This is a genomic window from Pelagerythrobacter marinus (genome assembly GCF_034375205.1).
In the GTDB taxonomy this organism is placed as follows: Bacteria; Pseudomonadota; Alphaproteobacteria; order Sphingomonadales; family Sphingomonadaceae; genus Pelagerythrobacter; species Pelagerythrobacter marinus.
On the sequence record NZ_CP139719.1, the window covers coordinates 1,993,688 to 2,006,828 of the forward strand.

A 13,141-nucleotide genomic window follows, 5' to 3' on the forward strand; every position below is an offset into this window, starting at 1 on the left:
GCGCGCAGGGCGCGGGGCCCGCTCCCTGCCGAGCAGACATTCCTAGCGATCCGGAGAGATTTTCATGGCCAGCGCGCCGCAGCCCAACCTGCCCTTGTTTTACAACGACCTGATGCCGCTCAACAGCCGCGATCACGCCAAGTGGCACACGCGCACCATCGATTCGGCCAAGTGGCTCACCAACCAGCACGCGATCCCGCTGACGGTGGACGAGTTCGTCCAGGCCCAGCGCGATTTCCCGATCGTCTTCTCCTCCGGCGACAACCCGCTGCCGCTGGCGCTGATGGGCCTGAACGAAGGCGTGAACACTTTCGTCGACGAACAGGGCAAGGTGAACGATCCGGTTTACCTGCCGGCCTATATCCGCCGCTACCCGTTCATGCTCGCGCGGCTGAAGCAGGATTCGGACGAGCTTTCGCTGTGCTTCGACCCGACGACCGAGGCGGTCGGCGAATTCGACGAGGGCGAGGCGCTGTTCGACGACGAGGGCAAGCCGACCGAGGCGACCCAGCGCGTGCTGGAATTCTGCCAGCACTTCGAGGAAGCCGGCCAGCGGACCAAGGCCTTCGTCGATGAACTGAAGAAGCACGAGCTGCTGATGGACGGCGAGATCTCGATCTCGCTCCAGGCCAACCCGGACAATCCCTACGTCTATCGCGGCTTCCAGATGGTGAACCAGGAAAAGCTGCGCGAAGTGCGCGGCGACGTCCTGCGGACCTGGAACCAGAACGGCCTGCTGGCCCTGATCAATGCCCACATGTTCTCGCTCGACCTGATGCGCTCGATCTTCGCGCGCCAGCAGCAGCAGGGCAAGGGCCCGGAAATCCCCGCCCCCGCGGCGGCAGGCTGAACCGGCGACGAGCCGGTTTCAGGCGGCGCCGGCCGGGGTTGAAACCGCCCCGGCCAGCGCCTAGATTGTTCCCGTCGGGACGGCGCTCCCCCTCATGGCCTGTCCCGATCGGTGCATTTCGATGCACCTCCTCCCTGAACCTTGGCCACCTCGTGCATTTTCGCACGAGGTGGTTTTTTCTTGCCCGGCTGGCCGCAGCACGCGGCCGCTGCGCTATTGCGCACCGTCATTCGCCCCCGTCATTCAGGCCTGTCATTCAGCGGCGAGCGGCTGCGCGCCCGCGCGCCCCAGCCCTGCCACGGCCTGGCCCAGCTCGCGCACGAGGCCGGTGACGAGGCGCACGATCGCCCCCGCGCGGGCCGAGGGTTCGCGCAGCGCGGCATCGAGGTAGGTCGTGCGGCAGATCTCCAGCTGGATCGCGTGGATCCCGCGCGCCGGCGCGCCGTGACGGTCGAGGATATAGCCGCCGGCATAGGGCCGGTTGTGCGCCGCGCGCCGCTCGTGCCCGGCCAGCCAGCCCAGCGCCTGCGCCGCCAGTGCCGGATCGCACGAGGCGCCGAACCGGTCGCCGACGACGAATTCCGCCGTCCGCTCGCCCGGAACCCGCGGCCGCAGCGGGGGCATCGAATGGAGGTCGAGCAGGAGCGCCGCCCCCCAGCGATCGCGCAACCGGCCGAGCGCGTCGCCCAGCGCGGCGTGATAGGGCCGGTGGATCCGCTCGATCCGGGCCTCCAGCTCCCCGCGCTCGAGCGGCGCCTTCCAGATCTCGCCCAACCCGCTCAGCCGGCGCGGTACCAGCCCCAGCCCGCTGCGCGAACGGCGGTTGAGCAGCGAGTGCCGGACCGGCCGCGGCGACCCGCCGCGCACCATCGACCAGTCCACGTCGTCGCAGGCACGGTTGAGGTCGAGCATGGCGCGCGGGGCGTGGGCGACCAGCAGCCCGGCCCCGGTGGCGGCCGCGATCTCGCGCGCGAGGCGGTCGACGTGGCGATCCTCCAGCCGCAGGGCGCTGTAATCGGCATCGCGCATCCGCTCGCGCAGGGCCGGCGGATAGACGCGCCCGGCATGGGGCGCGGCGACGAGCACGGGGATCGGCGCGCCGCGCGGCAGGTGAAGCTCGAACGCGGGCCCGTCGGCGCCGGGGATCGCGCCGCCGAAGGCGACGCCCTGCCCATTGTCCGCCGGTTCCTGGCCGTCCATCGCGCCCTTGTGGGTAATCGCCGGGCCTGTGTCAAAGCAGGGCAGTCTCGACATGGCGAAAGATTTCTTAAGCGGGGTGCGATAACAGCCCGGGCATGACGATCACCAACCGCCTCAGGATCCTGCTCGCCGAAGACGAGGAGGCGATGCGCGACTACCTTTCCCGCGCACTGCAGAACGCCGGTTTCGACGTCGTCGCGGTGGACCGCGGCACCGACGCGCTCCCCCTGCTCGAATCGGAACATTTCGACCTCCTCCTGTCCGACATCGTGATGCCGGAAATGGACGGGATCGAACTGGCCCAGCGCTGCAACGAGGTCAGCCCGCGGACCAAGGTGATGTTCATCACCGGTTTCGCGGCGGTGACGCTGAAGGCGAGTCGCGAGCAGCCGCAGGCGAAAGTCCTGTCGAAACCGTTCCACTTGCGCGATCTCGTGCTGGAGGTCGAACGGGTCTTCGAAGACCGGCTTCACGCCACTGTCTGAAGGGCCCGATTCAGGGCTTGCGCGGGGGCGGAGCAATCGCTAGATGGCGCGCCTGCCGCACGACGCGGCACGCCGATGGTTCGGGCGTATAGCTCAGTGGTAGAGCACTGTGTTGACATCGCAGGGGTCGGAAGTTCAACTCTTCCTACGCCCACCATCGCACCCCGGCCGCGACCGAACGTACCGGTCGTTACCGAACGCAAGAGGCGCCGTGAAAACGGCGCCTTTTTCGTATCCGGCCGGAAGGCACTGCGCGCGCCGCGTGGGGGCGCAAGGGACGGGCTGCCCGCCCTTCCCTTGCGCGCGCCCCCTCCTCTGCTAAAGCCCGCGCAAATCCATTCGACACCTTCCCAGGACAACAGACAGGGCAGACATGCAGAAAATTCAGGTCAAGAACCCCATCGTCGAACTCGACGGCGACGAAATGACGCGCATCATCTGGAAGTGGATCCGCGAGCGGCTGATCCTTCCCTATCTCGACGTCGACCTGAAATACTACGACCTGTCGATCCAGAAGCGCGACGAGACCGACGACCAGATCACCGTCGATGCGGCCAACGCGATCAAGCAGCACGGCGTCGGCGTGAAGTGCGCCACGATCACCCCGGACGAGGCGCGGGTCGAGGAATTCGACCTCAAGAAGATGTGGGTCAGCCCCAATGGCACGATCCGCAACATCCTGGGCGGCGTGGTCTTCCGCGAACCGATCGTGATCGACAACGTGCCGCGGCTCGTCCCCGGCTGGACCGATCCGATCGTGGTCGGCCGCCATGCCTTCGGCGACCAGTACCGCGCGAAGGACACGCTGATCCCCGGCGCGGGCAAGCTGCGCCTGGTGTTCGAGGGGAATGACGGCGAGAAGATCGATCTCGACGTGTTCGAATTCCAGTCCAGCGGCGTCGCGATGGCGATGTACAACCTCGACGATTCGATCCGCGATTTCGCCCGCGCCAGCATGAACTACGGCCTCGACCGCGGCTGGCCGGTCTACCTGTCGACCAAGAACACGATCCTCAAGAAGTACGACGGCCGCTTCAAGGACCTGTTCCAGGAAGTGTTCGACAACGAATTCAAGGACAAGTTCGAAGCCGCCGGCATCACCTACGAACACCGCCTGATCGACGACATGGTCGCCGCCGCGCTGAAGTGGAACGGCAAGTTCGTCTGGGCCTGCAAGAACTACGACGGCGACGTGCAGTCCGACACGGTGGCCCAGGGCTTCGGCTCGCTCGGCCTGATGACCAGCGTTCTGATGACGCCCGACGGCAAGACCGTGGAGGCCGAGGCCGCGCACGGCACCGTCACCCGCCACTATCGCCAGCACCAGGAAGGCAAGGCGACCAGCACCAACCCGATCGCCAGCATCTTCGCCTGGACGCGCGGCCTGATGTATCGCGGCAAGTTCGATGGCACGCCCGATGTCGTGCGGTTCGCCGAAACGCTGGAGAAAGTCTGCATCAACACGGTCGAGCGCGGCCAGATGACGAAGGACCTGGCCCTGCTGATCGGCCCGGGCCAGAACTGGCTGACGACCGAGCAGTTCTTCGAGGCGATCGTGAACAACCTCGAAACCGAGATGGCGAACTGGAAGTGAAACGATTTCCCCCTTCCGGCATTGTCCCGGCAATGAAGGAAGGGGGAATGCCCGCCAGTGGCCAAGGCACCTAGGAAGAAGCCAGCGGCACGCCGCAAGGCGCCCGAACGGTTCGGCAGGCGCCGGCTGGAAATCCGCAACGCGCGGGCGAAGGACATTCGCGGGATCGCCGCGCTCGTCCGCCGCGTCTACGAAGACATGCCCGCCTATACCCACGGCGAAATCCGGGGGCAGATCAACAATTTTCCCGAAGGCTGCTTCGTCGCCCTGCTGGACGAGGAAGTCGTCGGCTATTGCGCGACGATGCAGATCGCCGAAGCGCTCGCCTTCCAGGACCATACCTGGGACGAGATCACCGGCAACGGCTTCGGCAGCCGGCACGATCCGACCGGCGACTGGCTCTACGGCTACGAGATGTGCGTCGATCCCAAGGTGCGCGGCGTGCGCATCGGGCGGCGCCTTTACGAGGAACGGCGCGCCCTCGCCGAAGAGCGCGACCTGACCGGGATCGTCTTCGCCGGGCGAATGCCCCACTATCGCCGCAACAAGCGCAAGGTGGACGGGCCGGAGGATTACCTCGACCAGGTCGTGGCCGGGCGCCTGCACGACCCGGTCCTGCGCTTCCAGCTCGCCAACGGGTTCGAACCGGAACGGATCATGCGCGGATACCTGCCGGAGGACAAGAAGTCCGAGGCGAACGCGGTCATGATGGTCTGGCGCAACCCCTACGTCGAGCGCGACCAGCCGGTGAAGAAGCGCCTGCCGCGCGGGGTGGAGGCGGTGCGGGTGGCGACCTGCCAGCTGCAGGCGCGGGCCGTGTCCGACTATGCCGAGTTCCTGCGCGCGATCGAGTATTTCGTCGATGTCGCAAGCGATTACGAATCGGACTTCATCGTCTTTCCCGAGCTCTTCACGCTCCAGCTGCTGAGCTTCGAGGAGCGCGAGCTCTCGCCGGTCGAGGCGATCGAGCGGCTTTCCGAATATACCCCGCGCATCAAGGCCGACCTGTCGGACATGGCCATGCGCTACAACATCAACATCGTCGGCGGTTCGCACCCTACGCGGATGGAGGACGACGACATTCACAACGTCGCCTACGTCTGCCTGCGCGACGGATCGGTGCACGAGCAGGAGAAAGTCCACCCGACCCCGAACGAGCGGTATTGGTGGAACATCCGCGGCGGCGATTCGATCGACGTGATCCCGACCGACTGCGGGCCGATCGGGGTGCTGATCTGTTACGACAGCGAGTTTCCCGAACTGGCCCGCCGCCTGGCCGACGAAGGCGCGCGGATCATCTTCGTCCCCTTCTGCACCGACAGCCGCCAGGGTTACCTGCGCGTGCGCTATTGCGGGCAGGCGCGGGCGATCGAGAACCAGTGCTTCGTCGTGCTGTCGGGCAATGTCGGCAACCTGCCCAACGTCGCTAACATGGATATCCAGTATGCGCAAAGCTGCATCCTCACGCCCTGCGACTTCCCCTTCGCACGCGACGGGATCGCGGCGGAAGCGAGCGAGAACGTGGAGACGCTGACGATCAGCGACATCAACCTGGCCGACCTGTCGTGGGCCCGGGCCGAAGGGACGGTGCGCAACCTCGCCGACCGGCGGTTCGACCTCTACCGGATCGAGTGGGACGAGGCCGGGAAGCATCCCGGCAAGCCCCGCCCGCGGCGCGAGCCGCTGGGCCCGCACACGGTCGGCGGCGGCTGACGGGTCGCGGCCGGCCACGCGCGGGCCACCCGGCCCCTCGTCGTGACAAGCCGGCCGGCCCGGTCTAGGACAAGGCAATGGCAGGCGAGATCGCACCGACCCCCGCGCTATCGGATGCGCTGGTCATCCTGGGCGCGGCGGGCATCGTCATCCCCGTCTTCACCCGCTTCCGCGTCACCCCCGTGATCGGGTTCATCCTGATCGGTATCGCGGTGGGCCCGTTCGGGCTGGGCGAGCTGGTCTACGAATACCCGTGGCTGGGGCACGTAACGATCAGCGACCCGGAGGGGCTTGAGCCTTTCGCCGAGTTCGGGATCATCCTCCTGCTCTTTTCAATCGGTCTCGAACTTTCGTTCAACCGATTGTGGCAATTGCGAAAACTCGTCTTCGGCCTGGGCGCGATGGAGCTGCTGATCATCGGCAGCTGCCTTGCCATCGCGCTATCGATGATGGGGCAGTACTGGACCGGCGCGGTCGGGCTGGGACTGGCCCTGGCGCTTTCCTCCACCGCCATCGTCCTGCCCATTTCGGGCACCCACACGCCGGTCGGCCGCGCGGCGCTGGCCATGCTCCTGTTCGAAGACATCGCGATCGTGCCGATCATCTTCATGCTCGGCGCCATGGCCCCCAATGCCCAGGCCGAAGGGTGGGAGGGGCTGGTCGATACCCTGTGGCAGGGCGGGCTGGTGGTGGCCGTGCTGCTGGTCGCCGGCCGCATCGCCCTGCCCCGTCTCTTCGCCCAGGCGGCGCGGACCAAGAGCCCGGAACTGTTCCTCGCCGCGACGCTGCTGGTCGTGATCGGGGCCAGCCTGGCGACCGCGGTGGTCGGCCTGTCGCCCATCGTCGGCGCGCTGATCGCGGGCCTGCTGATCGCCGAGACCGAGTATCACGGCGAGGTCGAGGCGATCATGGAACCGTTCAAGGGCCTGGCGCTGGGCGTGTTCCTGATCACCGTGGGCATGAGCATCGACCTCGGCACGATCTGGCAGCACCTCGGCTCGATCGCGCTCGCCGTGGTCCTCGTCCTCGCGTTCAAGGCCCTGGTCACCGGCGTCCTGCTGCGGATGATGGGCGCGCGGCGCGGCACGGCGGCGGAAACCGGGGTGCTGATGGCCAGCCCTTCGGAAACGACGCTGATCGTGCTCGCGGCCGCCAGCTCGGCGCTGCTGATCCAGCCCGGCACGGCGCAGTTCTGGCAGATCGTGACCGCGATCGGGCTGACGATCACCCCCCTCCTCGCCAAGCTGGGCCGGGCGATCGCGCGGCGCGTGGACGGGGGGGTGGACATGCCCGTCCAGCCCGACGGCGAACCGCGCGTCATCATCATCGGCGCGGGCCGGGTCGGGCGGCTGGTGGCGCAGATGCTCACCGTGCACGACAAGCCCTATGTCGCGATCGATTCCGATGCCGACCTGGTCGCGCGCGCCAAGCGCGAAGGCTATTACGCGATATTTGCCGACGCCTCGCGCCGCGACTCGCTCGAACGGCTCGGGCTCGATCGCGCGACCGCGCTCGTCCTGACGATGGACGAGCCGGTCCTGGCCCAGCGGATCGTGGCCAAGGTGCGCCGGCACTATCCCGACCTGCTGATCGTCGCACGCGCGCGCGATTCGATCCACGCCGCCGAGCTCTACCGCGCGGGCGCGAGCCACGCGGTGCCCGAAACGCTGGAAAGCTCGCTGCAGCTATCCGAGGCGGTCCTGGCCGATATCGGCGTGGCGATGGGGCCGGTGATCGCATCCATCCATGCCAAGCGCGACGAGCTGCGCGAAAGGATCCAGAAGGAAGGCGCGCTGGAGCACAAGCCGAAGCTGCGAACCGGCCCGGTCGAGACGACCTAGCCCCGCGACGGATGCGAGAACCCTTTGCCCGCTTCGTTCGTTGATGGGGCAAAAGGAGACGAAAGCATGAGCGACCAGGACCCGACCAAGCCGATCCCCAACGACGAGAAATTCAAGCCGCAGAACGTCGCCGGCAGCGCGAAGTCCGGCCAGGGCCGCGATGCCGATCGTCCGGCCGATACCGGCGGGCGCGACCTGCCGCGCGGGAGCGAGCCCGAAACGCGCGATTCCAGCAACTTGCGCCGGTAAGCCGCCGGCAGGCGAGCCGGCCCGGCCTCAGGCCGACACGGTTTCCTCGATCGCGGCGCGCACAGCGGCAATCGCCGCGCCCGCCGCCGCCCCGTCGGGGCCGCCGCCCTGGGCCATGTCGGGCCGGCCGCCGCCGCCCTTGCCGCCGAGCGCTTCGACCCCGCGCCGCACCAGCGCGATCGCATCGTGCCGGTCGGTCAGGTCGTCGGTCACGCCCACGGCGATCGCCGCGCGCCCGCCGTTCACCGCCACCGCCGCGGCGATCCCTGAGCCGAGGCGTTTCTTCGCCTCGTCCAGCAGGCCGCGCAGCTCCTTGGCATCCAGCCCGTCGAGGACCTGGCCGGAGAACTTGATCCCGGCCACTTCTTCTTCCGCGGCACCCTGCGCCGGCGCACCTGCGCCGCCGCCACCGCCGAGCGCGAGCTGCTTGCGCGCCTCGGCCAGTTCGCGTTCGAGCCGCTTGCGCTCGTCCACCAGCGCGGCCACCCGCGTTTCGACTTCGTCGGGCGCGGCCTTCAGCGTGCCGGCGACCGATTTCAGCGCCTCCTCGCGTCTGACCAACCACTGGCGCGCGGCTTCGCCAGTCAGCGCCTCGATCCGGCGGACGCCGGACGACACCGCGCTTTCGGACACGATGCGGAACAGCCCGATGTCGCCGGTGGCGCTGACATGGGTGCCGCCGCACAGCTCGACCGAGTAATTGCGTTCCCGGCCGTCGTCGCCCTTGCCCTTGCGGCCCATCGACAGGACGCGCACTTCCTCGCCGTACTTCTCCCCGAACAGGGCCAGCGCGCCTGCCTCGACCGCCTCGTCGGGGCTCATCAGCCGGGTCTGCACAGTCTCGTTGGCGCGGATTTCCGCGTTCACTTCGGCCTCGATCGCGGCGATGTCTTCCGCGGTCAGCGGGCGCGGGTGGGAGAAATCGAACCGGAACCTTTCGGCGGCGACCAGCGAACCCTTCTGCGTCACGTGGCTGCCCAGGCGGTTGCGCAGGGCGGCGTGGACGAGATGGGTGGCCGAGTGATTGGCGCGAATCTGGTCGCGCCGCTCGGCATCGACGGCCATGTGCACGCTGTCGCCCACGGCGACTTCACCGCTCTCGACCCGCGCGTGGTGGGCGTGGAGGCGGCCAAGCGGCTTCGAGGTGTCGGACACCGCGATCTTCAGCCCCTCGGGCGTGAAGATCGTCCCGGCATCGCCCGACTGGCCGCCGCTCTCGCCGTAGAACGGCGTCTGGTTGGTGAGGATGGTCACCTCGTCGCCCGCCGCGGCGCGGGACACTTCGGCCCCGTCGCGCACGATCGCGACCACCTGGCCCTCCCCCTCGGTCGCCGAATAGCCGGTGAACTCGGTGCTGCCCTCGCGCTCGGCAATGTCGAACCACAGCTCGCCGTCGGCGGCCTCGCCCGATCCCTTCCAGGCAGCGCGCGCGGCGGCCTTCTGGCGCTCCATCGCCGCTTCGAAGCCCTCGCGGTCCACCCCGATGCCGCGCGCGCGCAAGGCATCCTCGGTCAGGTCGTAGGGGAAACCGTAAGTGTCGTAGAGCTTGAACGCGGTTTCGCCCGCGAGTTCGCCGCCCTCGCCCAGCCCGGCGGTCTCCTCGTCCAGCAGGCGCAGGCCCTTTTCCAGCGTGCGGCGGAACTGCGTTTCCTCGCGCTGCAGGACTTCCTCGATCAGGGCCTGGCCGCGCTGCAACTCGGGATAGGCCTGGCCCATCTCGGTCACCAGCGCGGGGACGAGCCGGTGCATCAGCGGCTCCTGCGCGCCCAGCAGGTGGGCGTGGCGCATGGCCCGCCGCATGATCCGGCGCAGGACATAGCCGCGCCCCTCGTTCGAGGGCAGGACGCCGTCGGCCATCAGGAAGCCGCTCGAGCGCAGGTGGTCGGCGATCACCCGGTGGCTGGCGCGGCGATCGCCCTCGGCCGCGACGCCGGTCAGGCTCTCGCTCGCGGCGATCAGTTCGCGGAAGGTGTCGGTATCGTAGTTGTCGTGGACGCCCTGCATGACCGCGGCGATCCGTTCCAGGCCCATGCCGGTGTCGATGCTGGGCTTCGGCAGGTCGGCCCGCGTGCCGTCGGCCGACTGCTCGAACTGCATGAAGACGAGGTTCCAGATCTCGATGAACCGGTCGCCGTCCTCGTCGGGCGATCCCGGGGGGCCGCCGGGGATATGGTCGCCGTGGTCGTAGAACACCTCGCTGCACGGGCCGCACGGGCCGGTTTCGCCCATCGACCAGAAATTGTCGCTGGTGGCGATGCGGATGATACGGTCTTCGGGCAGGCCCGAGATCCTGCGCCAGAGGTCGTAAGCCTCGTCGTCGGTGTGATAGACGGTCGCCGTCAGCCGCTCCGCCGGCAGGCCCCATTCCTTCGTCAGCAGGGTCCAGGCATGTTCGATCGCCTGTTCCTTGAAATAATCGCCGAACGAGAAATTGCCGAGCATCTCGAAGAACGTGTGGTGCCGCGCGGTATAGCCGACATTGTCGAGATCGTTGTGCTTGCCCCCGGCGCGGACGCACTTCTGGCTGCTGACCGCGGTCGGCCCGGGCGGGGTTTCGAGCCCGGTGAAGACGTTCTTGAACGGCACCATCCCGGCGTTGACGAACATCAGCGTGGGATCGTTGTACGGCACCAGCGGGGCGCTGGGCACCGCGGCGTGGCCGTGGCCGGCGAAATAGTCGATGAAGGACCGGCGTATGTCGTTGGTCGAGGTCATGCCAGCGCAGTTAGTTGCTGGCGCACCGCGCGACAAGCGGATTAAGCCCCGCGATCCCCGGCACTGCACGGGCGCCGGGGTCGCCAAGGGTGCACGGCAGGGGCCGAAGGCTGCACCGGGCGCGGCGCGATTGCCACGACGTCATCCCGGGGCGCGGGCCTCCACCAGCCAGGCCGCGGCCTGCGGCGCGATGCGCCCGCCATTCTCCCACCCGGCGAGCAAGGCGCGCAGGCGGGTGATGAAGTCCGCCCGCGCCGGCCCCTCCAGCTGCGCGGCGGCGCGCGCGGCGGGCCCGATGACGAGGAAGTACGACAGGGCATCCTCGACCGCTTCCGCCCCCTCGCCGGCGAGGTAGGAGAAATCGACCGGCTCGAACGTGGCGTCGCGCCAGCCCGCACGACCCAGGACCTGCCCGACATGGTCCGGATTGGCGAAGGCGAAGGGCCCCGGCTGGCCCGGCGGGGGCGGCGCGCCCGCACCATCCGGGAGGAGCGAGGCAAGACCGCGCGCCCATTCGTTCTCGGCCGCCGCGCGGAAACAGGTGAAGGCGAGCCGGGCGCCCGGGGCGGCGATCGCGGCCAGGTGGGCGAAGGCCGCCATCGGGTCGGCAAAGAACATGACCCCGTGCCGTGATACGAGCAGGTCCGGCGCGAAGCCGGGCCGCGACCAGGCGGCGGCATCGGCGCATTCGAACCAGACGCTGCCCCGGTCCGGGGCGCGACCCTGGGCGCGGTCTCGCGCCACGGAAAGCAGGTCTTCGCTGACATCGACCCCGACGACCTGCCCATCGGGCCTGCGCTCTGCCAGCGCCAGCGAGACCTCGCCGGCCCCGCAGCCGATATCGAGCGCGCGGGCGAACGGTTCGGCCGCGGCCGCCGCGACCAGGCGCCGAGTGAGCGCGGCGAAGCTGCGATCGGTCCGGCGCCATTCGCCGGCCCAGCTGCGCCCGACGCGCCCTTCCCATTCGAGTTTCTCGGTCATGCGTCGTGCCGGCCCTTTCCCGCCGCGTTGTCCGGGCGTCCGCCCTTGCTAGGGCGGGCGACGCGGCTGGCCAATCGAAATATCGCCGCGCGGGGGCGCTGTGCGCGCACCGGTGGCCGGGGCAGCGCGGGAACGCCCGGCTGCGTCGTGCGCGAGTGGCAGGGGCAGCGCGGGGGGGGGGGGGCAGCGCGGCGGGCAGCATGGCAGGCGACATCGCGCCCAGCGGCGCGATCCCGGCGCGCGGGCCAGCGTCGCGGCCATTTCGGGAGGGGAACCCCGCGCCCCTGCCCGACGAAAAACCGGCGCGGCACCATGGGGTGCGCGCGCCGGCTTTCCATTTTCCCGGGTGCTGAGGCGCACCCGCTTGAGGCGATGGATGTCAGTCGTCCGCGTCCGGACCCGTCATCATCTCCTCGGCGACTTCGTCGGTCCGGCCGCGGATCGCGGCTTCCAACCTGTCGCAAACTTCGGGGTTCTCGGTCAGGTACTTCTTCGCGTTCTCGCGGCCCTGGCCGATGCGGATCGAATCGTAGCTGAACCAGCTGCCCGATTTCTCGACCAGCCCGGCCTTGACCCCCAGGTCGAGGATCTCGCCGATCTTGGAAATGCCCTGGCCGTACATGATGTCGAACTCGACCTGCTTGAACGGCGGGGCGACCTTGTTCTTGACCACTTTCACCCGGGTCGAGTTACCGATGATCTCGTCACGGTCCTTGATCTGGCCCGTGCGGCGAATGTCGAGGCGGACGCTGGCGTAGAACTTCAGCGCGTTGCCGCCGGTCGTCGTCTCCGGGTTGCCGTACATCACGCCGATCTTCATCCGCAGCTGGTTGATGAAGATCACCATGGTCTTCGACCGGCTGATCGACCCGGTCAGCTTGCGCAGCGACTGCGACATCAGCCGCGCCTGGAGGCCCACGTGGCTGTCGCCCATCTCGCCCTCGATCTCCGCCCGGGGGACCAGCGCGGCAACCGAATCGACCACCAGCACGTCGATCGCGTTCGAACGCACCAGCGTGTCGGTGATTTCCAGCGCCTGTTCGCCGGTATCGGGCTGCGAGACGACCAGTTCGTCGATATCGACGCCCAGCTTCTTGGCATAGACCGGGTCCAGCGCGTGTTCGGCATCGACGAAGGCGGCGGTGCCGCCGTTCTTCTGCGCTTCGGCGATCACGTGCAGCGCCAGCGTCGTCTTGCCCGAGCTTTCCGGCCCGTACACCTCGATCACGCGGCCTTTCGGCAGGCCGCCGACGCCGAGCGCGATGTCGAGCCCGAGCGACCCGGTGGAGATCGCCTCCACCTGCATCGCCTCTTTCTGGCCCAGTTTCATCGCCGAGCCCTTGCCGAACGCGCGATCAATCTGCGCCAGCGCGGCATCGAGTGCCTTTTGACGGTCCACGTTGCTTTCCTTCTCAACCAGCTTCAGTTCCGCCGCCATCGCATGGCCTCCTTCGCTTGCCTAGGGCCTCGATCCCGTTATCGACCGGAGCCCGTTGTATCCGATTTGTTCTAA

10 protein-coding genes and 1 tRNA gene are annotated in these 13,141 nt (G+C 68.4%); 7 read left to right on the plus strand and 4 right to left on the minus strand.

All coding sequences use genetic code 11. From position 1 onward, the window contains the following. Positions 1–64 precede the first annotated feature (64 nt). On the plus strand, positions 65–850 hold the full coding sequence (locus T8T98_RS09825; protein WP_251105307.1) for a SapC family protein: 786 nt from the start codon (positions 65–67) through the stop codon (positions 848–850). A 252-nt stretch (positions 851–1,102) separates the two neighbouring features. Here the strand turns inward: T8T98_RS09825 and T8T98_RS09830 are convergent, their stop codons facing one another. Then, positions 1,103–2,050, minus strand: coding sequence for an N-formylglutamate amidohydrolase (locus T8T98_RS09830; RefSeq protein WP_251105306.1), 948 nt, complete (start codon positions 2,048–2,050; stop codon positions 1,103–1,105). Positions 2,051–2,145: 95 nt separating this feature from the next. Between T8T98_RS09830 and cpdR the strand changes: the two genes are divergently transcribed. The 6 genes from cpdR to T8T98_RS09860 all read left to right on the plus strand — a co-directional run bounded on the left by cpdR (position 2,146) and on the right by T8T98_RS09860 (position 7,932). After that, on the plus strand, positions 2,146–2,535 hold the full coding sequence (cpdR, locus tag T8T98_RS09835; protein ID WP_160733147.1) for a cell cycle two-component system response regulator CpdR: 390 nt from the start codon (positions 2,146–2,148) through the stop codon (positions 2,533–2,535). 82 nt (positions 2,536–2,617) lie between these two features. Then, a tRNA-Val gene (locus tag T8T98_RS09840) sits at positions 2,618–2,692 on the plus strand. A gap of 216 nt (positions 2,693–2,908) precedes the next feature. Continuing rightward, the gene (locus tag T8T98_RS09845; RefSeq protein WP_160733148.1) at positions 2,909–4,129 is read left to right on the plus strand and encodes an NADP-dependent isocitrate dehydrogenase; all 1,221 of its coding nucleotides are present in this window, start codon (positions 2,909–2,911) and stop codon (positions 4,127–4,129) included. Positions 4,130–4,186: 57 nt separating this feature from the next. Next, a complete protein-coding gene (locus tag T8T98_RS09850; RefSeq protein WP_160733149.1) occupies positions 4,187–5,842 on the plus strand; it encodes a GNAT family N-acetyltransferase in 1,656 nt (551 codons plus the stop codon). 77 nt (positions 5,843–5,919) lie between these two features. Next, complete coding sequence (locus T8T98_RS09855) at positions 5,920–7,683, plus strand: cation:proton antiporter domain-containing protein (RefSeq protein WP_251105304.1); 1,764 nt, start codon at positions 5,920–5,922, stop codon at positions 7,681–7,683. A gap of 66 nt (positions 7,684–7,749) precedes the next feature. Beyond that, the gene (locus tag T8T98_RS09860) at positions 7,750–7,932 is read left to right on the plus strand and encodes a hypothetical protein (protein WP_160733151.1); all 183 of its coding nucleotides are present in this window, start codon (positions 7,750–7,752) and stop codon (positions 7,930–7,932) included. Positions 7,933–7,959: 27 nt separating this feature from the next. On the opposite strand, the gene alaS is transcribed toward T8T98_RS09860, so the two are convergent. The 3 genes from alaS to recA all read right to left on the minus strand — a co-directional run bounded on the left by alaS (position 7,960) and on the right by recA (position 13,066). Continuing rightward, entirely contained in the window at positions 7,960–10,647 is a 2,688-nt protein-coding gene (gene alaS / locus T8T98_RS09865; protein ID WP_251105303.1) for an alanine--tRNA ligase, read from the minus strand. Between the two features lie 141 nt (positions 10,648–10,788). Further along, on the minus strand, positions 10,789–11,628 hold the full coding sequence (locus T8T98_RS09870) for a class I SAM-dependent methyltransferase (RefSeq protein WP_251105302.1): 840 nt from the start codon (positions 11,626–11,628) through the stop codon (positions 10,789–10,791). Between the two features lie 379 nt (positions 11,629–12,007). Further along, a complete protein-coding gene (gene recA / locus T8T98_RS09875; RefSeq protein ID WP_160733154.1) occupies positions 12,008–13,066 on the minus strand; it encodes a recombinase RecA in 1,059 nt (352 codons plus the stop codon). Positions 13,067–13,141 lie beyond the last annotated feature (75 nt).

Bases quoted from the DNA above. Each gene is read 5' to 3' on its own strand.
- T8T98_RS09825 (WP_251105307.1), top strand. From the start codon at position 65: ATGGCCAGCGCGCCGCAGCCCAACCTGCCCTTGTTTTACAACGACCTG.
- T8T98_RS09870 (WP_251105302.1), bottom strand. From the start codon at position 11,628: ATGACCGAGAAACTCGAATGGGAAGGGCGCGTCGGGCGCAGCTGGGCC.
- recA (WP_160733154.1), bottom strand. From the start codon at position 13,066: ATGGCGGCGGAACTGAAGCTGGTTGAGAAGGAAAGCAACGTGGACCGT.
- cpdR (WP_160733147.1), top strand. From the start codon at position 2,146: ATGACGATCACCAACCGCCTCAGGATCCTGCTCGCCGAAGACGAGGAG.
- T8T98_RS09830 (WP_251105306.1), bottom strand. From the start codon at position 2,050: ATGGACGGCCAGGAACCGGCGGACAATGGGCAGGGCGTCGCCTTCGGC.
- T8T98_RS09855 (WP_251105304.1), top strand. From the start codon at position 5,920: ATGGCAGGCGAGATCGCACCGACCCCCGCGCTATCGGATGCGCTGGTC.
- T8T98_RS09860 (WP_160733151.1), top strand. From the start codon at position 7,750: ATGAGCGACCAGGACCCGACCAAGCCGATCCCCAACGACGAGAAATTC.
- alaS (WP_251105303.1), bottom strand. From the start codon at position 10,647: ATGACCTCGACCAACGACATACGCCGGTCCTTCATCGACTATTTCGCC.
- T8T98_RS09845 (WP_160733148.1), top strand. From the start codon at position 2,909: ATGCAGAAAATTCAGGTCAAGAACCCCATCGTCGAACTCGACGGCGAC.